General features: G+C 53.0%; 23 protein-coding genes and 1 tRNA gene. 15 read left to right on the plus strand and 9 right to left on the minus strand.

The annotated features are described in order from the left end of the window. Window positions 1–97: 97 nt before the first annotated feature. From QZJ86_RS19325 to QZJ86_RS19345, 5 genes are read left to right on the plus strand one after another with little or no spacing between them, the layout of a single operon-like run. Complete coding sequence (locus QZJ86_RS19325; protein WP_301672146.1) at window positions 98–1,468, plus strand: M16 family metallopeptidase; 1,371 nt, start codon at window positions 98–100, stop codon at window positions 1,466–1,468. Next, entirely contained in the window at window positions 1,458–2,753 is a 1,296-nt protein-coding gene (locus QZJ86_RS19330; protein WP_301672147.1) for a M16 family metallopeptidase, read from the plus strand. The genes QZJ86_RS19325 and QZJ86_RS19330 overlap by 11 nt, the downstream gene beginning before the upstream one ends. A gap of 2 nt (window positions 2,754–2,755) precedes the next feature. After that, window positions 2,756–3,340: a 16S rRNA (guanine(966)-N(2))-methyltransferase RsmD gene (gene rsmD, locus QZJ86_RS19335; protein ID WP_301672148.1), complete on the plus strand. Its 585-nt coding sequence runs from the start codon at window positions 2,756–2,758 to the stop codon at window positions 3,338–3,340. Window positions 3,341–3,365: 25 nt separating this feature from the next. Then, the gene (gene coaD, locus QZJ86_RS19340; protein ID WP_301672150.1) at window positions 3,366–3,848 is read left to right on the plus strand and encodes a pantetheine-phosphate adenylyltransferase; all 483 of its coding nucleotides are present in this window, start codon (window positions 3,366–3,368) and stop codon (window positions 3,846–3,848) included. Between the two features lie 2 nt (window positions 3,849–3,850). Beyond that, on the plus strand, window positions 3,851–4,096 hold the full coding sequence (locus tag QZJ86_RS19345; protein WP_301672151.1) for a YfhL family 4Fe-4S dicluster ferredoxin: 246 nt from the start codon (window positions 3,851–3,853) through the stop codon (window positions 4,094–4,096). 110 nt (window positions 4,097–4,206) lie between these two features. Here the strand turns inward: QZJ86_RS19345 and QZJ86_RS19350 are convergent, their stop codons facing one another. After that, complete coding sequence (locus tag QZJ86_RS19350) at window positions 4,207–5,307, minus strand: AI-2E family transporter (RefSeq protein ID WP_301672152.1); 1,101 nt, start codon at window positions 5,305–5,307, stop codon at window positions 4,207–4,209. Between the two features lie 153 nt (window positions 5,308–5,460). Here QZJ86_RS19350 and moaB point away from each other — a divergent pair, with 153 nt between their 5' ends. From moaB to QZJ86_RS19400, 10 genes are all read left to right on the plus strand, one after another. Continuing rightward, the gene (gene moaB, locus QZJ86_RS19355; RefSeq protein ID WP_301672153.1) at window positions 5,461–5,982 is read left to right on the plus strand and encodes a molybdenum cofactor biosynthesis protein B; all 522 of its coding nucleotides are present in this window, start codon (window positions 5,461–5,463) and stop codon (window positions 5,980–5,982) included. Beyond that, the gene (locus QZJ86_RS19360) at window positions 5,982–6,350 is read left to right on the plus strand and encodes a DUF423 domain-containing protein (RefSeq protein ID WP_301672155.1); all 369 of its coding nucleotides are present in this window, start codon (window positions 5,982–5,984) and stop codon (window positions 6,348–6,350) included. The genes moaB and QZJ86_RS19360 overlap by 1 nt, the downstream gene beginning before the upstream one ends. 3 nt (window positions 6,351–6,353) lie before the next feature. Further along, window positions 6,354–6,899, plus strand: coding sequence for a phosphate-starvation-inducible PsiE family protein (locus QZJ86_RS19365; RefSeq protein ID WP_301672157.1), 546 nt, complete (start codon window positions 6,354–6,356; stop codon window positions 6,897–6,899). A gap of 3 nt (window positions 6,900–6,902) precedes the next feature. Then, window positions 6,903–9,545: an aminopeptidase N gene (pepN, locus tag QZJ86_RS19370; protein WP_301672159.1), complete on the plus strand. Its 2,643-nt coding sequence runs from the start codon at window positions 6,903–6,905 to the stop codon at window positions 9,543–9,545. 48 nt (window positions 9,546–9,593) lie between these two features. Then, window positions 9,594–10,187, plus strand: a complete 594-nt coding sequence (hisB, locus tag QZJ86_RS19375) for an imidazoleglycerol-phosphate dehydratase HisB (RefSeq protein ID WP_301672161.1) — start codon at window positions 9,594–9,596, stop codon at window positions 10,185–10,187. Between the two features lie 47 nt (window positions 10,188–10,234). Continuing rightward, window positions 10,235–10,876, plus strand: a complete 642-nt coding sequence (gene hisH, locus QZJ86_RS19380; protein WP_301672163.1) for an imidazole glycerol phosphate synthase subunit HisH — start codon at window positions 10,235–10,237, stop codon at window positions 10,874–10,876. 67 nt (window positions 10,877–10,943) lie between these two features. Beyond that, entirely contained in the window at window positions 10,944–11,690 is a 747-nt protein-coding gene (gene hisA / locus QZJ86_RS19385; protein WP_301672165.1) for a 1-(5-phosphoribosyl)-5-[(5-phosphoribosylamino)methylideneamino]imidazole-4-carboxamide isomerase, read from the plus strand. A 27-nt stretch (window positions 11,691–11,717) separates the two neighbouring features. Next, window positions 11,718–12,491, plus strand: a complete 774-nt coding sequence (gene hisF / locus QZJ86_RS19390; RefSeq protein ID WP_301672166.1) for an imidazole glycerol phosphate synthase subunit HisF — start codon at window positions 11,718–11,720, stop codon at window positions 12,489–12,491. Then, entirely contained in the window at window positions 12,488–12,874 is a 387-nt protein-coding gene (gene hisI / locus QZJ86_RS19395) for a phosphoribosyl-AMP cyclohydrolase (protein WP_301672167.1), read from the plus strand. The genes hisF and hisI overlap by 4 nt, the downstream gene beginning before the upstream one ends. An 11-nt stretch (window positions 12,875–12,885) precedes the next feature. After that, window positions 12,886–12,961: transfer RNA gene (locus QZJ86_RS19400), tRNA-Thr, on the plus strand. Between the two features lie 77 nt (window positions 12,962–13,038). Here the strand turns inward: QZJ86_RS19400 and QZJ86_RS19405 are convergent. From QZJ86_RS19405 to QZJ86_RS19440, 8 genes are all read right to left on the minus strand, one after another. Next, entirely contained in the window at window positions 13,039–14,118 is a 1,080-nt protein-coding gene (locus QZJ86_RS19405; RefSeq protein WP_301672169.1) for a tyrosine-type recombinase/integrase, read from the minus strand. A 306-nt stretch (window positions 14,119–14,424) separates the two neighbouring features. Beyond that, on the minus strand, window positions 14,425–14,898 hold the full coding sequence (locus tag QZJ86_RS19410) for a FlhC family transcriptional regulator (protein WP_292574485.1): 474 nt from the start codon (window positions 14,896–14,898) through the stop codon (window positions 14,425–14,427). An 11-nt stretch (window positions 14,899–14,909) separates the two neighbouring features. Further along, entirely contained in the window at window positions 14,910–15,497 is a 588-nt protein-coding gene (locus QZJ86_RS19415; RefSeq protein ID WP_301672171.1) for an STAS-like domain-containing protein, read from the minus strand. 20 nt (window positions 15,498–15,517) lie between these two features. Continuing rightward, a complete protein-coding gene (locus tag QZJ86_RS19420) occupies window positions 15,518–16,144 on the minus strand; it encodes a FlhC family transcriptional regulator (protein ID WP_301672172.1) in 627 nt (208 codons plus the stop codon). Continuing rightward, window positions 16,145–16,426: a flagellar transcriptional regulator FlhD gene (locus QZJ86_RS19425; RefSeq protein ID WP_301672173.1), complete on the minus strand. Its 282-nt coding sequence runs from the start codon at window positions 16,424–16,426 to the stop codon at window positions 16,145–16,147. A 328-nt stretch (window positions 16,427–16,754) separates the two neighbouring features. Then, window positions 16,755–17,228 (minus strand): RadC family protein, encoded by a 474-nt coding sequence (gene radC / locus QZJ86_RS19430; protein WP_301672174.1) that lies wholly within the window; start codon window positions 17,226–17,228, stop codon window positions 16,755–16,757. A gap of 273 nt (window positions 17,229–17,501) precedes the next feature. Beyond that, a complete protein-coding gene (locus QZJ86_RS19435; protein WP_301672175.1) occupies window positions 17,502–19,097 on the minus strand; it encodes an ATP-binding protein in 1,596 nt (531 codons plus the stop codon). Between the two features lie 131 nt (window positions 19,098–19,228). Further along, window positions 19,229–20,992, minus strand: coding sequence for a DUF4942 domain-containing protein (locus tag QZJ86_RS19440; RefSeq protein ID WP_301672176.1), 1,764 nt, complete (start codon window positions 20,990–20,992; stop codon window positions 19,229–19,231). Between the last annotated feature and the right edge of the window lie 67 nt (window positions 20,993–21,059).

The following is a 21,059-nucleotide window of genomic DNA, read 5'->3' on the forward strand; positions in this document are numbered from 1 at the left end:
ATGGATTTGCAGGTCTTTAAACATATAGAATAACAGTGAACCATTGATTATTAAAATAATCACAGGCGCTCACCATCTTTTAGTTAACGAGGGATTTATGAACTATAGGCTCGCGGCGTTAGCGCTGCTTTGTCCTGCTGTGTTGGCGCACGCCGAGAATAGCAAGGTACACGAACATGTTTTTAGCAACGGCTTGAAACTATTGGTAAAGGAGGATCATCGTTCGCCGGTGGTAGTATCGCAGGTTTGGTACAAGGTTGGGTCCAGTTACGAGCCCGGCGGCATCACCGGCATCTCGCACATGCTGGAACACATGATGTTCAAGGGTACCGAAAAATATCCAGCCGGCGAGTTTTCCCGGATCATCGCCGAAAACGGCGGCAACGAGAATGCCTTTACCGGCCAGGATTACACCGCTTATTTTCAAACCCTGGAAAAGTCGCGCCTGGAGATCAGTTTTAAACTGGAAAGCGACCGGATGCGCAACCTCAATCTGCAAGCCGAGGAATTGAAAAGAGAATTGGAAGTCGTCACCGAGGAACGGCGGATGCGCACCGACGATCAGCCTCGCTCCAAAGTTCACGAGCAATTCATGGCCACCGCGTTTACTAACAGTCCTTACAAGAATCCGGTAATCGGCTGGCCGTCCGACATCGCCAATTACAAAGTCGAAGACCTGCAAGCCTGGTATCAGCAATGGTACGCCCCGAATAATGCCACGCTGGTAGTGGTGGGCGACGTCGATGCCCAGCAAGTGGAAAAACTCGCCGAGCAGTATTTCGCGCCGCTGCAACCCAGCGTGCTGAAACCGGTAAAACCGCAGGACGAAAGTGAGCAGCGCGGCGTGCGGCGCATTACCGTCAAAGCACCCGCCAAACTGCCCTACCTGATGATGGGGTACAAAGTGCCGGTGTTGAAAACCGCCAAGCCGGAATGGGAAGCCTACGCGCTGGAAGTGTTGGCTGGCGTGCTGGACGGCGGCGATAGCGCCCGTTTGTCTTCGCGCTTGATCAGAGGCAAGCAGATCGCGGTAGCGGCCGGTGCCGGTTACGACCTGACCTCACGCTTGCCCGAGATGTTCTTGCTGGAAGCGACCCCGGCGGAAGGCAAAACCGTTTTCGATCTGGAATATGCCTTGTTGGACGAGGTCTATCAATTGAAAAACGAACTGATCGACAAGGACGAATTACAACGCATCAAGGCCCAGGTACTGGCCAGCGCGGTGTATCAAAAAGACTCCAACTTCTATCAGGCCATGCAATTAGGCACGCTGGAAACGGTTGGTATCGGTTGGCAAAAAGCCGACGAGTATGTGAACAAGGTCAATCAAGTCACCGCCGAGCAGGTTAGGGAAGTGGCGCGTAAATACTTGATCGAAGATACGCTGACCGTCGCTTATCTCGATCCGCAACCGATTACCCAAGCCAGCAAACCTGCAAAAGCCATAGGAGCCCATCATGCGTTTTAATTTAATCGGCTTGGCACTTTTGCTGTTGAGCCAAACTGTCTGGTCCGCCGCCAAAATCGAAAACTGGCAAACGCCGCAAGGCAGCCGTATTTATTACGTGCGCACCGCCGGCTTGCCGATGGTCGATGTACGGGTGGTATTCGATGCCGGCAGCGCCCGCGATGAAGCGCAATTCGGCGTCGCCGCGCTGACCTCCGCGTTACTGGACAGCGGCGCCGGTAATTTGAACGCCGACGACATCGCCCAGCGTTTCGAATCGGTCGGCGCGCAATACTCGGCTGGCGTCAGCGAAGACATGGCCTGGCTAGCGGTACGGACGCTGACCGAGAAAGCCTTGTTCGATAAAGCGCTGGCCACTTTCGAAACCGTGTTGACGCAGCCGGCCTTTAACGAAGCCGACTTTCAACGCGAGAAAGCCCGCACCTTGGCCGGTTTGAAACATCGCGAAGAATCGCCTGGCGAGCTGGCTGGCATTGCCTTCAACAAAGCGCTTTACGGCGATCATCCCTACGCCCATCCGGAGGCCGGTATCGTCGAAACCGTGGCCGGTTTTAGCGCCGCCGATCTGAAAAACTTTTATCAAAAACACTATGTGGCTGCCAACGCAATGGTGGTGATCGTCGGCGACGTCAGCCGCGAGCAAGCCGAGCGCACCGCGAACGAACTGCTGAGCAAATTACCGGTTGGCAGCAAACCCGCCGAGATTCCAGCGGTGACGATGCCAAGCAAAGCCAGCAAACAACATATCGAGTTCCCTTCCACGCAAACCCATGTCTTGGTGGGCTTGCCGGGCACCTACCGTAAAGACCCGGATTATTTTGCCTTGTATGTTGGCAATCATATCCTAGGCGGTGCCAGCATGGTTTCCAGATTGTTTGACGAAGTGCGGGAAAAACGTGGCTTGGCTTATAGCGCCCACAGTATGTTTGCCCCGCTGTACCGGCAAGGCCCGTTCATGATGAGTCTGCAAACCCGTAACGACCAAGCCGAGCAGGCTTTGGACGTGCTACACAAGACCTTCGATGAATTTTTGAATAAAGGCCCGACCGATGCAGAGTTGACCGCTGCCAAGCAAAATATCACCGGCGGCTTTGCGATGCGTTTCGATACCAACAGCAAGCTGACCGACTACGTGGCCATGATCGGTTTTTATCAGCAGCCGCTGGATTATCTGGATACCTTTCAGAGCAATGTCGAAGCCGTCAGCATCGAGCAAATCAAGGATGCGTTCAAACGCCGGGTAAAACCGGAATTGTTGCAAACCGTGACAGTAGGTCAGAAATAAAAGTGGCAAATCAAATCCGTATCATCGGCGGCGAATGGCGTAGCCGGCAAATCGTATTCGACGACGCGCCTGGCTTGCGTCCGACCCCGTCACGGGTGCGGGAAACCTTGTTCAACTGGCTGCAAGCCGACATTTTGGGTAGCCGCTGCCTGGACCTTTACGCCGGCAGCGGCGCCTTGGGCGTGGAAGCCGCGTCCCGAGGCGCCAAACGGGTGGTGCAAGTGGAAAACAACCCGGCCAGCTGCCAAAAGTTGCGCGAGAACATCGCTAAACTGGCGGCGACACAGATTCAGGTGGTGCAGCAAGATGTTGGGCAATTTCTAAACACGCCGGCTCAGCCGTTCGACCTGGTGTTTCTCGATCCGCCGTTCGGACAAGGTTTGATCGGGCAGACCTGTCGGCTATTGGACGCCCAAGGCTGGCTGGCCGATTACGCCAAAATCTATCTGGAATGCGAACGCAATCGGCCGCTGGACGATCTGCCCGCCGGCTGGCGCTTGCTAAAAGCCAAAACGGCTGGCGAAGTCGGTTATCACTTGCTGCAAAAGCAATCGGATACTTTTGCTGCTGCGAATGGTTTAAAATAAGCCGCTTTTGCCATTTTCAAAGCCGATGAACATTACCGCGATTTATCCCGGCACCTTCGACCCGATCACCAACGGTCACCTGGATCTGATCCACCGCGCCTCCCGGCTTTACCAGCATGTCATTGTCGCAGTCGCTGTCAGCAGAGGCAAAATGCCGCTGTTTACGCTGGAAGAACGTGTATCCTTGATTCAGGAAGTGGTCACCGAATTCAGCAATGTCAGCGTGATCGGCTTCGACACCTTGCTGGTCGATTGCGCCAGGCAGCATCGGGCCAGCGTCATCATCCGCGGCCTGCGCGCGGTGTCGGATTTTGAATACGAATTTCAACTGGCCGGCATGAACCGCCGCCTGTCTCCGGACATCGAAACCGTATTTCTGACCCCGGCCGAACAATACGAATTCATCTCGTCGAGCATGATCCGCGAAATCGCCCAGTTGAATGGCGATGTGTCCAGCTTCGTGCCGGATTTGGTCAAACAACGCTTAACCGAAAAATTTCAGGAGTAATCATGGCACTCATTATCAGCGACGACTGTATCAACTGCGATGTCTGCGAACCGGAGTGCCCGAATGGCGCCATTTCGCAAGGCGAGGATATTTATGTCATCAACCCGTCCCTATGCACCGAATGTGTCGGCCATCACGACAAGCCGCAGTGCATGGAGGTTTGTCCGGTGGATTGCATCGATAAAGACCCTGCCGTGGTCGAAGATAAGGACAGTTTGTATAAGAAATATTTGAAGCTGACGAGTTGATTGGGTTTGTTGCTTTTTAGCAAGCCCCATCTTTCCCGCACGCGGAAATCTAAAACTGGTTGTCCATTAAGTGTCGCTAATGTCTAGCCCGCCTACGATTAGCGACACAATCAATCAGCATCATCAGCCGAAATTTCAGAACCAGCACCAGAACCAGACTCAAACCCCTCCTGCTCCTTCCTTATCAACCAATCCAACACCAACGCATAACTGGTTGCCAACAAAGTCGGGCCGATAAACACGCCGATGAAACCAAACGCCAACAAGCCACCGAATATCCCGAACACGATCAACACAAACGGTAATTCCACTTCCCGGCTGATTAGTATCGGCCGCAACCAGTTGTCGATCGTGCCGACGAAGGCCAGGAACCAGATCGCGATGAATATCGCCCAGCCGGTTTCGCCTTCGGCCAACAGCCATAATGAGATCGGCAACCAGATCACGGTTCCGGCCGCCGGGATGATCATCAAGAAGAAAGCCACCACCCCCAGCACGAAAGCGTAAGGCACACCGGCAATCACAAAGCCCAGGATAGACGCCAACGCCTGCGCGAGCGCGGTGCCGAGGATACCGTAAACCACGGCCCGCAGACTGGAGCGGACGATGTGCAGGATGCGCTGGGTTTGCTCGCCGGCCAGGCGTTCGACGGCGATGACGACGTGCTGGGCGACGTGTTCGCCGTCGCGATAGAAGAAAAACAGCACCAGGATACTCAGGCCCATATGCATCAATTCCGCAGCCAGATTGATGCTTTGTTGCAACACCCAAGTGCTGGCGCCCAAGGCATATTGCCGGGCCAGATTGACGAGGCGGCTGGAATCTTCACCGAAGCTTTGCCAGGCAGTAACGGCCTTATCGCCGACCAAGGGCAAAGATTGCAGCCAGGTCGGCGCCGCCGGCCAGACATGGGCGCTTTGGTTCAGCCATTGCAGCATCCGGTTGATGTCGTCCGTAAAGGTAAATCCTGCCGCGACAAACGGGGTCAGCAGCAAAATGCCGATCGGCAAGACCATCGCCGCCGCCGCCCAGTTAGCAGTCAGTTTCCAGTCGCGCAAACGGGCATACAGCGGCCAGGTCACAAAACAGAGGATGGCCGCCCACAACAGATCGAAAAGAAACGGCCGCAACACCTGATAACAGGCAAACAGCAGCAGGCACAAGGCCGCAAGACTAGCGATTTTTTCGTAACGGGAAATTTGGATAGGCATAATCAAGGACGCAGCAGCTAACGGAATTTAAATCAGGCTCCGAGTTTACGGCATTCTCGGTTAAGCCGGTATGACAGCCGGCGATTTAATCAGCGCTTGCTTGTCCGGCGGCGCTTTACATAGAATGCTTAAGTCTTTAACTGGAGTCTTGCCGTGAGCGAAGCCCGAGAGTTTATCCCGATCAATATCGCCGTGTTGACGATATCCGATACCCGTACCGAAGCGGACGACATATCCGGGCAAACCCTGGCGACCGGTTTGACCGATGCCGGGCATCAATTGATCGACAAGAAAATCGTCCCCGACGATATTTACCAAATTCGTGCAGCCGTCAGCCATTGGATCGCCGATCCGGCGGTCAACGCCATCATCACCACCGGCGGCACCGGTGTGACCGGCCGCGACGGTACGCCTGAAGCCATCCTGCCCTTATTGGATAAAGTGTTGGATGGCTTCGGCGAAGTGTTTCGGATGCTTTCTTATCAAGACATCAAAAGTTCGACGATGCAATCGCGGGCCATCGCCGGCGTCGCCAACGCCACCTATATATTCTGTGTGCCGGGCTCGTCCGGCGCTTGCCGCACGGCTTGGGAATCCTTGATCAAAGATCAATTGGATTACCGCACCCGGCCGTGTAATCTGGTACAACTGATGCCTAGGCTGTTGGAGAAATAATGCGTTCGCCTTTTCTATTTTTGGCTGCCGTCGGCGGCTTTACCGGTGTCGCGATGGGAGCCTTCGGCGCCCACGGCTTGAAGCATTTGCTGCCCGATCACCTGTTGGAGGTTTATAAAACCGCGGTAAGCTACCAGATGTGGCATGTGTTGGCCTTGGCTTTGATCGCAGTGTTGCCGGAACATAAATTATTGCGCTGGGCCGGCTGGTTATTTGCGGCGGGCATCGTGCTGTTTTCCGGCAGTCTATACTTATTGGCGATATTCAATATCGGCTGGCTGGGCATGATTACCCCGTTCGGCGGCTTGGCCTTTTTAGCGGCTTGGGGATTATTGGCCTTTGTCGCTTTGCAAAAAAATCAGGAGTAATCGATGGAATCCAAACCACCCGCCAGACCCGCTCCGCCGCCTTCGTCAGCCTCCCGGCCCGGAGCGAACCGCAATTTGCGCGACGACCCTCAAGAGGTAAAACTGCCGCCGGTCGCGGAAGATGGCATGCTCAAAGTGCTGCATGCGGTGATTCATTTCGCGGTCAGAGTATTGGCGGTGCTGATGGTATTGGTGATTTTATGGGCTGTGGCCGATGTCGGCTATGTGATGTACCAACGCCTGGTCGAACCGCCGTTTTTGATGCTGACGGTATCCGACATTCTGGTGATTTTTGGTTCGTTCATGGCAGTGCTGATCGCGATAGAAATTTTCATCAACATCACGCTGTACATCAAGCACGATACCCTGCCGATTAAAATGGTGATCGCCACCGCCTTGATGGCCGTGGCCCGGAAAGTCATCATGCTGGATTTCAAGGACCTGGATCCCGCTTACATTACGGCCATTGCCGCAGTCATCGTGGCATTGGGCCTGACTTACTGGCTGATTTCGTATAAGCCGCAACCCGTTAAACAAGAAGAGCGATAAATAATGCGCGACGCAACCCCGCAAACCGTTTACCTGAAAGACTACACCCCGCCCGAATACCTGATCGACAACGTCGAACTGAATTTCGATCTGGACGAACAACGTACCCACGTGCGCGCGACCTTGAGCTTGCGCCGCAATCCACAGAGCTTAGCCGAGAGTGTCGCACTAAAACTGCTAGGCGAGGAATTGCAACTGGTTAGCGTCGCGATCGACGGTGCACCGTTGGAACCAAGCCAATATCTGCTCGGCGAGGAAGCCTTGATCGTGCATGAGGTGCCGCAGGACAGGCCGTTTCAGATCATCATGGAGAACATCATCAATCCCGAGGCCAACACAGCGCTGGAAGGCTTGTATTTGTCCAACGGCATGCTCTGCACCCAGTGCGAGGCACAGGGCTTTCGGAAAATCACCTGGTTTCTGGATCGGCCGGATGTGATGAGCCGCTTTAAGACCACGCTGGTCGCGGACAAAACCAAATATCCGGTACTGTTATCCAATGGCAACAAAACCGGCAGTGGCGAGTTGGAAAACAATCGGCATTGGGTCAGTTGGGAAGACCCGTTTGCCAAACCTTGCTACCTGTTCGCGCTGGTGGCCGGTCAACTGGAATGTGTGGCAGACGAATTTGTCACGATGAGCGGTCGCCATATTGCGCTGGAAATTTTCGTCGAACAGCACAACGTCGATAAATGCGCGCATGCGATGCAGTCCCTAAAAAATGCGATGCGCTGGGACGAAGAGACCTACGGCCTGGAATACGACCTGGATTTGTACATGATCGTTGCGGTGGACCATTTCAATATGGGGGCGATGGAAAACAAAGGTTTGAACGTGTTCAACACCAAGTTTGTGCTGGCCCGACCCGATACCGCCACCGACAGCGATTACGAGCATATCGAAGGCGTGATCGGCCACGAGTATTTTCATAACTGGTCCGGCAACCGCGTTACCTGCCGCGACTGGTTTCAGCTGAGTTTGAAGGAAGGCTTTACCGTATTCCGCGACCAACAATTCAGCGGCGACATGACTTCGCCGGCCGTGAAGCGGATTGAAGACGTCAACGCATTACGGACTCGCCAGTTTGCCGAGGATGCCGGCCCGTTGGCGCATCCGGTGCGCCCGGAAGCTTATATCGAAATCAATAATTTCTATACGCTGACCGTTTACGAAAAAGGCGCGGAAGTGGTGCGGATGCTGCACACCTTGCTGGGCGCGGAGGGTTTTCGTAAAGGCTGCGATTTATATTTCCAACGTCACGATGGCCAGGCGGTCACTTGCGAAGATTTCATCAAAGCACTGGAAGAGGTCAACGGCGTGGAGATGAATCAATTCCGTCGCTGGTATGCGCAAGCCGGCACGCCGGTGTTGACGGTGAGCCAGCATTACGATGCCGCCACGCAACAGCTACATTTGACCATCCAGCAAAATTGTCCGCCGACGCCGAATCAACCGGTGAAAGCGCCGCTGCATATTCCGGTGAAACTGGGCTTGCTGGCAGCGGACGGCTCGGCCATGCCGATTCATTTCAACGGCACCAACCAAGCGGAAATCACCTTGGATGTCACCGAAGCCGAGCAAACCTTCAACTTCGAGAATCTGCCCCAGCCGCCGGTAGTATCACTATTAAGAGGTTTCTCGGCGCCGGTCACCTTGAAAATGCCACGCAGCCTGGACGAACTGGCATTCTTGCTGCGGCACGACAGCGACACCTTCAATCGCTGGGAAGCCGGCCAGCAATTGGCGGTGCAGGCCATCTTCAAGCTGATCGAGGCGATAGAATCGGACAAACCTCTGCATTTGGAGCCGGTCATCGTCGAGGCCTATCGCAGCGTATTGACCGACCCTGTTGGGGATTTGTCTTATCAAGCCTTGCTGCTGGCGCTGCCGGAAGAGAGCTATTTGTCCGGGCAAATGGCTATCATCAATGTCGATGCGATTCATCAAGCCCGCGAATTTGTGAAAAAGACCCTGGCGGAAGCCTTGCAAGCCGAGCTTACACAGTTGTATATCCAACATCACCGCGACGAATCGGGCTGTTTCGATGCCGGCGCGGTCGGTCGGCGGCGCATGAAAAATACCTGCCTGAGTTATTTGATTACGCTGGAATCCGAAGACAGCTACCAAATGGCCGAGAAACAATTCTATAGCGCCCGCAATATGACCGACCAACTGGCGGCGCTGGCGGCCATCGTCAACAGCCATCACCCCGCCAAGGCCAGAAGTCTGGACAGTTTTTACGTGCAATGGCGCAAGGAAGCACTGGTCGTCGATAAATGGTTTACCTTACAGGCTACCAGCAGCATGCCCAATACCTTTGCCACCGTGCAGGCCTTGATGCGGCATCCGGCTTTTGACATGAAAACACCGAATCGGGTGCGCTCGCTGATCGGTGCCTTCAGCCAAGCCAACCCGTTGCATTTCCATGCTAAAAACGGCGATGGCTACCGCTTCCTGGCCGATCAGGTATTGGCGCTGAATACGCTCAATCCGCAAATCGCTTCCCGGATGGTAACCGGTCTGGCGCAATGGCGGCGTTATGACGCGGACCGTCAGGGCTTGATGAAACAGCAATTACAGCGTATTGTCGCTACCGAGCATCTGTCCAAGGATGTTTATGAGATCGCCAGCAAGAGTTTGGCGTAGCCGTCACAATCACGTAAACTAGCGCCGAAATAAGCCATTCGCACAAGCATGAACCCACGCACCGCTCAGGTTGAACGCAATACGCTCGAAACCCAGATTAAAGCTTCCATCAATCTCGACGGCAACGGCTCGGCCGCGTTTACTACCGGCTTGCCGTTTCTGGACCATATGCTGGATCAAGTAGCCAGGCACGGCTTGATAGACATGGAAATAGTCTCGCACGGCGACCTGCATATCGACGCCCACCACAGCGTGGAAGACATCGGCATCACGCTCGGCCAGACCTTTACCAAAGCGCTGGGCGATAAAAAAGGCATCTACCGCTATGGCCACGCCTACTGCCCGTTGGACGAATCTTTGTCGCGAGTGGTGGTGGATTTTTCCGGCCGTCCGGGCTTGTTTTATAACGTGGAATTCAAGCGCGCTTTTATCGGCAATTTCGACGTGGATTTGTTCAAGGAGTTTTTCCAGGGTTTCGTCAATCATGCCGGCGTGACCTTGCACATCGACAATCTGAAAGGCGGCAACGCTCATCATATCGCCGAAACCGTTTTCAAGGCATTTGGCCGGGCCGTGCGGATGGCGATCAGCCTGGACCCGCGCATGGCGGGCATCATGCCTTCCACCAAAGGCAGTCTATAATTTCCAAGCATTCCGCCTAGAACCCCTGACCCTGAATCCCTAGTTTTATGTCATCAGTAGCCGTTATCGATTACGGAATGGGCAATCTGCATTCCATCGCCAAAGCGCTTCAACATGCCGACAGCAGCGTTAACGTACAAATCAGCGCCGATGCCGCCGTCATCCATGCGGCCGATCGCGTGGTGTTTCCCGGTGTCGGCGCGATCCGCGACTGCATGCAGGCCTTGACCGATAGCGGTTTGGCCGATGTGATCCGTGATGTATCTTCGAGCAAACCGTTCCTGGGCATCTGTCTGGGCATGCAGGCCTTGCTGACCGACAACGAGGAAAACGACGGCATTGACTGTCTGAATATAATTCCGGGGCATGTCCGGCGTTTTGCCGACCATATGCTCGACGGCGCAGGCAACGTCCTGAAAATCCCGCACATGGGCTGGAACCGGGTCAAACAAGTGCCGCACCCGCTTTGGCAAGACATTCCGGACCATAGCCGCTTCTATTTCGTGCATAGCTATTACGCGGTCCCTGACGATGCGCGGCATACCGCCGCCAGCGCCGATTATCCGCAAGCATTCACCTGCGCACTGGCAAAAGACAATGTGTTTGCCGTGCAATTTCACCCCGAAAAAAGCCAGGCAGTAGGTTTGCAATTATTGCAAAACTTCTTGCGCTGGAACGGGACGGTGTAACTTCCAACCCTTAGATGTTGGCTTTACTAACCTTTAGATTTAGTGATTTAACTGTCGAGATTTAGATATGTTGCTGATACCCGCAATTGACTTGAAAGAAGGGAAATGTGTCCGTTTGCGCCAGGGCCGTATGGAAGACGACACCGTGTTTTCCGACGATCCGCTAGCCGTCGCCGGTCGCTGGGTGGAAGCGGGAGCGAAGCGATTGCATCTGGTCGATCTGGATGGCGCATTCGCCGGCAAACCCAAAAATGCCGAAGTGATCAAAGCCATCGCCCAAGCTTATCCGAATGTGCCGGTGCAAATCGGCGGCGGTATTCGCGACGAGGATACTATCCAAGCCTATCTGGAAGCCGGTGTGCAATATGTAATTATCGGCACCAAGGCGGTCAGCGAGCCGCACTTCGTCCGCGACGTATCGATCGAATTTCCAGGCCACATCATCATCGGCTTGGACGCTCGCGACGGCAAGGTGGCTATCGACGGCTGGTCGAAATTGTCCCGCCACGACGTCATCGATCTGGCGCAAAAATTCGAAGCCAACGGCGTTGCCGCGATTATTTACACCGACATTTCCCGTGATGGCATGATGCAGGGCGTCAATGTCGAAGCCACCGCCAATCTGGCGCGGGCGATTCATATCCCGGTCATCGCTTCGGGTGGCATCACCAACCTGGACGACATCAAAGCCCTCGGCGCGGTCGCTCACGAAGGCATCATGGGCGCCATTACCGGCCGAGCGATTTATGAAGGTACCCTGGATTTTGCCGAAGGGGAAAAATTGGCCGAATCGTTCGGTGAAACCGATGCTTAAGCTATAACCCGGTCTATCGTCAGTACAATGAGCCTAGCCAAACGTATTATTCCTTGCCTGGATGTCGATAACGGCCGCGTCGTCAAAGGCGTCAAGTTCGTCGATATTCGCGATGCCGGCGATCCAGTGGAGATCGCCCGCCGCTACGATCGCGAAGGCGCCGATGAAATTACCTTTCTCGACATCACCGCCACTCACGATAACCGCGACACCATCGTCCATGTCGTCGAACAAGTGGCCAGCGAAGTTTTCATTCCGCTGACAGTCGGCGGCGGTATCAGAACTTTGGAGGATATCCGCACCATGCTCAATGCCGGCGCGGACAAAGTCGGCATCAATAGCGCAGCGGTGTTTCGGCCCGAATTCGTTAAAGAAGCAGCGGAAAAATTCGGCTCGCAATGCATCGTGGTCGCCATCGACGCCAAAAAAATCAGCCAGGACGGCGAGGAAGACCGCTGGGAAATCTTCACCCACGGCGGCCGCAAACCAACCGGCATTAACGCCGTCGAATGGGCCGTCAGAATGAGGGATTACGGCGCCGGCGAAATCTTGCTGACCAGCATGGATAGAGACGGCACCAAGTCCGGCTTCGATTTGGCGCTGACGCGGGCCGTCAGCGAAGCGGTCAGCATCCCGGTGATCGCTTCCGGCGGCGTCGGCAACCTCGACCATCTAGCCGACGGCATCCTCGAAGGCAAAGCCGATGCGGTATTGGCCGCCAGCATTTTCCACTTTGCCGAATACACAATCGAACAGGCCAAAAAACACATGCAAGCTCGCGGTATAGAGGTGCGGCTATGAGCCTAGCCTGGCTGGACGAAATCGAATGGACCGAGGACGGCCTGGTGCCGGTTATCGCTCAAGATAGCATCGGCGGCCGTGTGATGATGTTTGCCTGGATGAACCGCGAGGCGCTGGCGCTCACGGCCGCAGACGGTTATGCGGTATACTGGTCGCGTTCTCGCCAGCGCCTGTGGCGCAAAGGCGAGGAATCGGGGCACCGACAAAAAGTCATCGACATGCAACTGGATTGCGATGCTGATGTAATTTTGCTTAAAATTGAACAAGAAGGCGGCATCGCCTGCCATACCGGCCGAGAAAGTTGCTTTTTCCGCAGCCTGCACGATGGTGCCTGGCAAACCACCGAGCCGGTCTTGAAAGACCCCAAAACCATCTACAAATAGCCCCCTCACACGCCGGCATAGCTCAGCAGGTAGAGCAGCGCACTCGTAACGCGAAGGTCGTAGGTTCGATTCCTATTGCCGGCACCATTTTTATGCTAAAAAATCAATTGGTTATGGCTTTGTGGTAAACCAGTCGATTTTTGCTGATTTACCCACTGGGTAAATCACGATGCCAATCGCAACATAGTTACCCCTTCAACCTTAGTCAGCATCTCGACTGCCGTTATCAATTCACCAACTTCTGCTGGCGAATAATGCACCGTGATGTCTCCATCAATGTGATGCATCAACGCTTTTCTGGTTTCCAATGGCACACCCGCAAGTCGTAACCTCCTTGCAAAGGTATGTCTGAGGTTGTGAGGTCCTGATAAAACCTCTTTGCCTACAGGTAACTCCGCTCTTACCCAAGCTTTTTTCCAGGCGGAGTTATACATTCGAACGACCGGTTTCCCCCTGTAACCAAAAACATGCGTGGCAATTTTCCCACGCCGGCTTTCAATTATGTTTCTCGCCGTACTGTTTAGTACCAACAAGCACGGTGTACCATTTTTAGTGAAATCTCCCGGCACTAGGAAGACAGACGTTCCGATTTCAGGAATTTTGATTTCCCATTCCCAACGTAATTCACCAACTACTTTATCCCTAGCACCAGTATTCAAAGCAAACATGGCCATTTCAGCCAAATGCGAAGGCAACTCTTTAAAAAAACGCCGTTGCTCTTCAATGTTCAGTGGATAAGGATGCGCAGTGTCTCCCCAATTTGGGGACCGTAATAGCGGAGCTGTCGGTAACCATGGATTATTGTCCATGTCTCGCCATACCCGAGAGGCAAGAGACAATATCCTTCTTACAACAGATAACTCCCTATTAACAGTACCGCTTTTAATTCCAAGTTTCTGGCGATGCTCAATGTAGGGCTGTAAGGTGCCTTGATGCACTTGATCAATTCTAAGATGCCCAATCCACGGATCCAAATTTTCCAAGCACTTGGCATCTCGACTCAAGCTAGGTTTGACCTCCTCGTTTAGAAATTTTGTTGCAGCTTCTCGAAACGTCCGCAGTTTCGGCGCTGCCGCTTCCGTTTTAGCTGCAGCTATCGCTCTATGGTATTCCGCCTCTGCTTCGATTTGTGAGCTCGCTGTAAAGCGGTGGCGAACTCTTCCGATCCCGTCGATCCGTTTGTCGACGGAACCTTTCCCTGTTTTCTTGTCCCAGTACAACCCTGGGAGTTTGTTTCTTGCCATGATGGTTGCTCCTTAACCCTCACGTTGCGGGTTTTATATTCATCTAAAGCGTGATCCAGGTCAAGTCGATCAAAGCCAATACCTTGGTTTCCCATTTGAATTTCGGGAAGATTGGGACGAATCTCACGATCAAACAAGGTTCGCCCCATACCAGAGTAATACTGTGCTTCTGGCAGCCTTAAGATTCTTGGTGGGTAATTATTCGTCATGTTTTAAATTCCGCCAATCAGGCAAAAATAGGCTGTAACTTCCTGGATTCTTACTGCCAACTTGAAAATTAAAAAACCGCCATGCACCTGCTCAATCTCATTTTTTCAAACGTGCCTTGCAAACCCCACACCGCTCAATATGATTCATGCGGGCGCGCAGCAAATTCCAGCAATTACAAACAGGACATCGCGTCAGTTCAATTGTGTTGGCTAATAGTTCTTCAATAATCACACTGGTTTCGGAGAAATCCAGTTTGCTGGCCGGGTGCATTTTCTTAAAAGCATCAAAAGCATTGATGACTTGGTAAATACTGCGTTGGTCGATGATGAACTGAGCCTGTCTATAACAAGCAGCAAAGGCTGCAGCCTCTTTATATTGTTGGTTAGAGCGGGTGAGCGCGTGAATGGATTGTTTATTATCACCGGAACGCGCAGAAAACCCATGATATTGACGATAAGCTTTTCGCAGCCATTTAATTGAAATGGCTGTTTCTTGATGAATCGTGCCAATACGGGCTTTGCGTTTGATGAGTTCAAGGGCCAGTGTTTGTTGCTTGTAGTTATCTAACATGACCACTCCACCTAACCCGCAGTGAAAGCCAACAACAAATCAACCAGATCATGGTGACGCTGTCCAAAGCCCTGAATAAATTGCGATGTAAAGCGGGGTGCAAAACATAAACAACCAGATCGGGCGAGAGCCTGCATTTCGTCCATAGACAACTTTGCCACTGCTAATCGCAACTCTTCATCGGCAATTCCCATGATCAAAAGCGCTTGTAGGGCATTTTCTCGGGCGACGGTACGCACCTTTACTAGCCACGCCAGATTCAGATCATATAGCTCTTGGTCAACGGTTTCTTGGTGTAGGGTCATCAATCGATCAACATACCCATCCACACGGATCACTGCATCCTGCATGATCGCTTCTACAGCCGGGCTCATATTGACTACCTGCAACTTGCATTTGAGGAAGTCAGCTCCAAACTCGTTCACCAGCGTGAGGATGGCTTCCTGGAAAAAACCTATAGAGATGGATTCGACCCCTTCAAAGTCCAGTGTCAGGCATTCGTTGAGCAAAAAACATTCTCTCGCTCGTTGTACCAGTTGCTTACCATGACAGGTCTGGGGTGTTTTCAGTTTGGTGAGGTGCTTGATGACGACATACATAACAATCTCCTTGTCGGTGGTTAAGTCGTCGACAACCGTGCATCCCGAGCTTGATCGACTTGCCTGCCAAGACAAGCCGCCTTGTAGCGACGTATGTTTTTTTCAGCCCAAACCTCACAAATTGGGCAGCGTTGGTAAAATTTTGGCACTGTGTTCAGTACGATATGCCGGGATTGACAGGTTTCGCATAAAACGAGCCGACTTTCCCGGCTATTTAATTGTTGAATAAGATGCCAAGCACGGTTAATAACCAATAAGTTACCGCGATCAGCGCTAACGCCCAAACCATTGAGATTATTGGCTCGCCGAAACACTTCGCTGTACAGCGCGTACGCAGCCAAGAATCTCCTAGCGTTGATAGAATTCTGACTGTGGAGTTGAGAGATATCCGCAAAAATGCCCAGAAAAGTCGAAGCATGCAGCGCATTCAGTGATGAACGGGCAATCCAATAAGAATCGTACGGCAACATGCCTGATTTTGATGGGCTGTGATGGGCGTCCTTGTGCAGACGAATCGCCACCTTGCGACCGATGCCACAGAGATGCTGAACGACTGGTGGCCTTGCCCCTAACCGAATGAGTTTGTTCGCCATGGACATCGTTTCCAAAAATTCCGGCAAAGCTATTTCGCTGGGTATCCGATACATTCAGACATCCTCCTCGTTATCAAGCTCGGACATCAGCAATGCGCTATGCACAGACGGTGCCATATGCTGTGGAGTCTTTAGCGGTAATAAACGAATGATGGCCCGACTGTTACCCGCCAATGCCCGCATCTTTTCCACTGTCAATGTTTCCATGACACTGAGCTGTTTCTGATTCAGGCCAAAACGCCAGGCGGCTTCCAGCGCGTTGCTACGGACAGATTCACGAGCCAGCATCAGATATTCAAAATTGAGTTGCGATAGATCTTCTTCCAGTGTCGACATTACTTGTCTTCCCGTGTTCGGCAAATTCGTTAGGCGTTATGCTAGGCCCACGCACTGGAAAAATCTCACACGGAAAGTGGTCTGATTTGGGGTACTTTCCTCGCAAGACTTTGCGGGACGTTGACTGGGAGACGGTGAAAAAACAGGATAAAACGGAAGATGCTGGCAATAATTGTGAAGCATTTAACAAAAATGCATCATGATGGAAAAATGCGCCACCGTCTGAAGGACGGGGCGCTGTTATCACATTTTTTTCTTGAAATAGCCTATTGGATCAATCTCCACGCTCTGTGATGCGTTGGTCTGCCTCGGTAGCCCAAGAGCAAGCTCACAACAAGCCATGCTCCGCAAAGGAATATACGGTCTCGCCAATGATGAAATGATCAAGTACGCGTACGTCAATCAAGGCCAAGGCCTCTTTGAGTTTCTCTGTAATCACGCGGTCCGCCTGACTGGGCTCGCTAATCCCGGATGGGTGGTTGTGCGCCATGATTAGCGCCGCAGCATTATAGTGCAACGAGGCCTTGACCACTTCGCGCGGATACACGCTAGCGCCATCAATCGTCCCCCGGAACAATTCATCGCAAGCGATGACGCGGTGTTGATTGTCCAAGAACAGACACACAAATACTTCGTGCTCATACGGCGCCAATTTTAACTTGATACAGTCCTTCGCCTTGTCCGGACTGGTCAAGGCTTCGCCTCGACTGAAAGTGCGGTTGTAAATCTGAATGGCCTCTAAGATGACATCCTGTTCATCGGCCATACGGTAACGATTATTGGTTCCTCGAATGAATAACATGGGCTTTCTCCCGTAATCTTAAAATTTGGAGAAAGCCGCTCCCTTCCGGGGTGGACTTTCTCCGGAAGGGTTGTCAAAAATATTCAAAGCCTCGTCAGCGATGTCTGCAGACGTTGACCGTCGGCAGAACACATTTCGCTAAAGACGCTTAAGCTGACGCCATTACTGCGTCAGGTGTTTTGGAATGATGCTTGTTAAGTGGTCGTTCGCCAGAAATCCAGCCAAAAGCCACGGGCTAACACAGCCGCGGCCATCGGCCCGATTGGGTTTCGACTACACTTCCGCAACGGTGACGACATCGCCACTATTGCCGAGCACGATTTGAAAGGTCCTGGAAAACAGCGCCGGACAACTGCCAAATTTCGGCAGCAGTCGTTGCAATGCATCCGCCGGTTTGTCAGCCGTATTGGCCACCACGAAGTTATGAAAATCCCATTCATCGGCTTCCTTGGCGGATTCCATGAACGTATCCCATTCGTCGTAGTAGGACGATGCCTGGCAAACCACCAATCCGGATGTCTCCCGACTTGGTACGATGAAGCGATCCTGGTCCTCGTCATATACGGCATCGTTATCGATGTCGACAGACTCGCCATTAAGGGTTAACCGGTACTGTTCACAAAATACCGCCTGACCACTTACCCATTGCCCCGCAAAATAAGCGCGGTGCGATTCATTGACTATGTCCAAAGTGACTTCCGGCCCATTCAAATCGACCAGGTACGAACATAGCCAATGCCCGGCATCCAGCCCCGGTCGAAATATTCGATAATCCCGGCGCCAAGCGAACATCCAGCGTAGCGCACCGACCTCATCGAGATCATCCAGGTCGGCAACTTTGACAAGGCCGTTTTCCACATCGCTTCGACTGACCGGTTGCGAAACCACTGCCAAATTGACGCTGCTGCAACCTTCCTTGATCGGATAATCCTGAATGATGGCCAATACCTGTTTCGGCAATAACGGCACGTCATTCAGTAAATCCAGGCAGCGGTAAGTTTTCAAGGTGTCGTAGCCAAGGACAAACTCCTCAGCAGACAATTCGCGTTTGATCATTTCCATTCGTTGCCTGGCTTCCCGTTGCAGAACGTGCTTAACCTCAGCAATCACCTGTGCTTCATCGATCAATTTATCCCGGTCGGGCAACCGAGCGAAAAACCGGCTTGAATCCAAGTGGATGACATGACCGGGGTCTCGTTCGTGGTGACTGTGATAGACCGGTAAACCTTGCAGATACAGATGAAAATACTCCGACTGTCGCAACCAGTCTTCGCCCTGGGACAAGCCATACAAGTACAGATCGCCCAGTTCGATCTCGATGAACGGTAATGTTGACGTGACTGCTCGCGGCCGATCCAGGCTGACACCGTTAAAGCGCACCTCAATCGGAAATCCCCGCGCCAATCGACGCAACTGGGATTCAATCCGATCCGCTTCGGGTTTGAACTGGGTCAGCGTCAAACGAGTGATGCCTTGCCAGTCAGCAGGTTCGATCGCAATTGGTTGGAAGGCCAATAGCTCGGCCGTATCCACCGAAAATCGACCGCCTTTGCTGTCGACGCTGATGGCATCGCAGGCAAAGATTGCCGACAAAAATCCCAGGCCAAATGGGCATTCCCGTTCGATGACGTCAACATCCCAGCCCGACTCGGCCACGGTCAGCAACGTTTTCAAACAGGCGATGCCGCAGCCATCGTCACACACCGTCAAGGTTCGAGTGTCTTCCGAATACTCGAAACTGACGAACGTGGCGCCGGCGCGGCGGGCATTTTGCATCAATTCGCCCAGTACCGTGGTGGACTGGGTAAAGCTGAAACGCAGGTTGTTAATCAATTTTTCGGGGTTTACCGATAATTGTGTGGTGTTCATGTGAGTTCCTCGAATAAAAAGCCCTGAGGAAGCGACACAGTCCAACCCCGACGGGGAGAACGGATCATCTCCCCGAAGCGGGTGATACTGGCTAGGCCAGTGGTTAAGTTAAGTCCCGGTCTAACACCGAATTACGATGCCAAAGCCAGGTCGGTAGCCGATGGTAGAGAACCCGTCCATTCCAACAAGCTGGATTGTTCGTTTTCCAACACCGCATCGGGATCGATGCCTCGGCTGGCCAACACGCTGCTCATCGCCTGGGTTAACAGACGATGACCTTTTTCCCGTTCCGACTCGCCGCCGTGCTTGATCGCCCAAAACGGATCGAAATGGACATGCCGGCTACTGCGTGGACACTGCTTGTTCACTTCGGTGTGAAACACCCTGTCGAACGCTTCCGCCTGTTCGAACTGTTGCCAGAAACCTTGTCCGGCTTGGCTTTCCACGGGCGGCAACCAGCGACGCTGGCGACCGACCCAACGGTTCATCCGGTCGATCAGGGTTTTACTTTTCGGAAAAAAGTGAATGGTGCCAACGCCCGGATAATAGCGAACGTCAAAGTAACTGCCACCGATCCGCTTGCCAACCCGAAGCGCGTGAAAATGCTGCCGAAACACCGACACCAAACTCACTTCCGCTTCGGTCTTACCATCGAGCAAGGCAAACACCTTGTCGAAATCCGCTAATAGCCGTTCTGACTCCCAATTCAGGCCGTTCTGGTAAGCACTCGAGCCATGACCCGGCAGAATGAATCGCGTGGTTTTGATCCGCATCCCCAGCGTGCGATGTTTGTCATTGCTTTTCCAGCCCATGTAAAACACCGCGTTATCGCTGTAATAGCGGGTGATCAGATCGAACACATCGCACACCATGCTCAGTTGAATTTCACCTTGCTGATCGATGATGCCTTGCAGAAAGCCATAGATATTCGGCACGGTAAATTCCAAGGACTTGACCGTTTCGAAATCCGACTCCAAGCGTTTCTGCGCCGCCGATGACAAGCGCGAAGTGACCTGAGTCGAGCGTAAAATGCTGGCCCAGGCCCGATTCTTCAGATCGTGATAGCGTTTAAACAGCGTCCGCTTCACCGCATCCGAAGACGACTCGTCTTCACTGCTGATACCGCCACCGCTCAGTTCGCCGAGCGTTTTGCCCAGCATAGCCCGATAACGGCTGGCACGGGCTTCACTGACCACGGCCTGTCGCGCTGCTTCGACCGCGGCATTGAACATCAACACCGCGTTATCGATGAAGGCATTCGGCAAGGCCAGCTCATGGGGCAAATGAAACTCGCCCGCTAAATCGTCGGCCTCTCGACGATCCTGGCGCAAATCGTCCAGAATACTGCCGAGGATGTCCTGTTCGAACGTCGAAGTTTTTTTCAACCAGACCAGAGCCACGTCGACCGGCGTTTTGCGTTCGGCATCCTCGCCGGCGAACATTTCTTGCAGAAACTCGACCTCGCCGTGCTGCTCGATCAACCGTAATAACAACTGGCGTTCTTTCGAAAACGGATTGCGCACAGTTTCGGCATTGAGAATGGCGACGATTTCACCGTCAAACAAGATCTCCCAAGCCTTCAACACGTGTTTGGCGCCTTCGGCAAACGGCGGATTCATGATGATGTGAGAATAGACACTGCCGCTTTGAAACTGCAGAAAATCCATTCCCACCACAGCAAATCCGTCATCGCGCAGAGCCGCGTGTTTGCGGATATCGATTTCAATGCAATCGATCGGCAAACGTTTACCGTACTGGTATGGCCCTGGACGAAGCAAATGTCCTTCGCCTGCTGAGGGCTCTAATACCCGAGCGAATTGTTGGTTCTTGAACATCGCCCAAGCTTTACGACTCAGTGCTTCTGGCGTGGGGTAATATTGATAAGGGTCTGTCATGGTGTACTCCAAAGAATCCCCTGACGACCGATTTATCCCTGGCGGGATAGAATCATCCCGCAGGGGT

The sequence above is a fragment of the Methylomonas montana genome (genome assembly GCF_030490285.1).
In the GTDB taxonomy this organism is placed as follows: domain Bacteria; phylum Pseudomonadota; class Gammaproteobacteria; order Methylococcales; family Methylomonadaceae; genus Methylomonas; species Methylomonas montana.

What these genes read in the sequence shown, in the direction of transcription:
- QZJ86_RS19420 (WP_301672172.1), bottom strand. Translation starts at nt 16,144, where the DNA reads ATGTATCGGATACCCAGCGAAATAGCTTTGCCGGAATTTTTGGAAACG.
- QZJ86_RS19425 (WP_301672173.1), bottom strand. Translation starts at nt 16,426, where the DNA reads ATGTCGACACTGGAAGAAGATCTATCGCAACTCAATTTTGAATATCTG.
- hisA (WP_301672165.1), top strand. Translation starts at nt 10,944, where the DNA reads ATGTTGCTGATACCCGCAATTGACTTGAAAGAAGGGAAATGTGTCCGT.
- QZJ86_RS19410 (WP_292574485.1), bottom strand. Translation starts at nt 14,898, where the DNA reads ATGTTAGATAACTACAAGCAACAAACACTGGCCCTTGAACTCATCAAA.
- QZJ86_RS19325 (WP_301672146.1), top strand. Translation starts at nt 98, where the DNA reads ATGAACTATAGGCTCGCGGCGTTAGCGCTGCTTTGTCCTGCTGTGTTG.
- QZJ86_RS19405 (WP_301672169.1), bottom strand. Translation starts at nt 14,118, where the DNA reads ATGGCAAGAAACAAACTCCCAGGGTTGTACTGGGACAAGAAAACAGGG.
- coaD (WP_301672150.1), top strand. Translation starts at nt 3,366, where the DNA reads ATGAACATTACCGCGATTTATCCCGGCACCTTCGACCCGATCACCAAC.
- QZJ86_RS19435 (WP_301672175.1), bottom strand. Translation starts at nt 19,097, where the DNA reads ATGAACACCACACAATTATCGGTAAACCCCGAAAAATTGATTAACAAC.
- QZJ86_RS19440 (WP_301672176.1), bottom strand. Translation starts at nt 20,992, where the DNA reads ATGACAGACCCTTATCAATATTACCCCACGCCAGAAGCACTGAGTCGT.
- hisB (WP_301672161.1), top strand. Translation starts at nt 9,594, where the DNA reads ATGAACCCACGCACCGCTCAGGTTGAACGCAATACGCTCGAAACCCAG.
- QZJ86_RS19360 (WP_301672155.1), top strand. Translation starts at nt 5,982, where the DNA reads ATGCGTTCGCCTTTTCTATTTTTGGCTGCCGTCGGCGGCTTTACCGGT.
- radC (WP_301672174.1), bottom strand. Translation starts at nt 17,228, where the DNA reads ATGTTATTCATTCGAGGAACCAATAATCGTTACCGTATGGCCGATGAA.
- QZJ86_RS19415 (WP_301672171.1), bottom strand. Translation starts at nt 15,497, where the DNA reads ATGTATGTCGTCATCAAGCACCTCACCAAACTGAAAACACCCCAGACC.
- hisI (WP_301672167.1), top strand. Translation starts at nt 12,488, where the DNA reads ATGAGCCTAGCCTGGCTGGACGAAATCGAATGGACCGAGGACGGCCTG.
- pepN (WP_301672159.1), top strand. Translation starts at nt 6,903, where the DNA reads ATGCGCGACGCAACCCCGCAAACCGTTTACCTGAAAGACTACACCCCG.
- QZJ86_RS19330 (WP_301672147.1), top strand. Translation starts at nt 1,458, where the DNA reads ATGCGTTTTAATTTAATCGGCTTGGCACTTTTGCTGTTGAGCCAAACT.
- QZJ86_RS19365 (WP_301672157.1), top strand. Translation starts at nt 6,354, where the DNA reads ATGGAATCCAAACCACCCGCCAGACCCGCTCCGCCGCCTTCGTCAGCC.
- hisH (WP_301672163.1), top strand. Translation starts at nt 10,235, where the DNA reads ATGTCATCAGTAGCCGTTATCGATTACGGAATGGGCAATCTGCATTCC.
- QZJ86_RS19345 (WP_301672151.1), top strand. Translation starts at nt 3,851, where the DNA reads ATGGCACTCATTATCAGCGACGACTGTATCAACTGCGATGTCTGCGAA.
- QZJ86_RS19350 (WP_301672152.1), bottom strand. Translation starts at nt 5,307, where the DNA reads ATGCCTATCCAAATTTCCCGTTACGAAAAAATCGCTAGTCTTGCGGCC.
- hisF (WP_301672166.1), top strand. Translation starts at nt 11,718, where the DNA reads ATGAGCCTAGCCAAACGTATTATTCCTTGCCTGGATGTCGATAACGGC.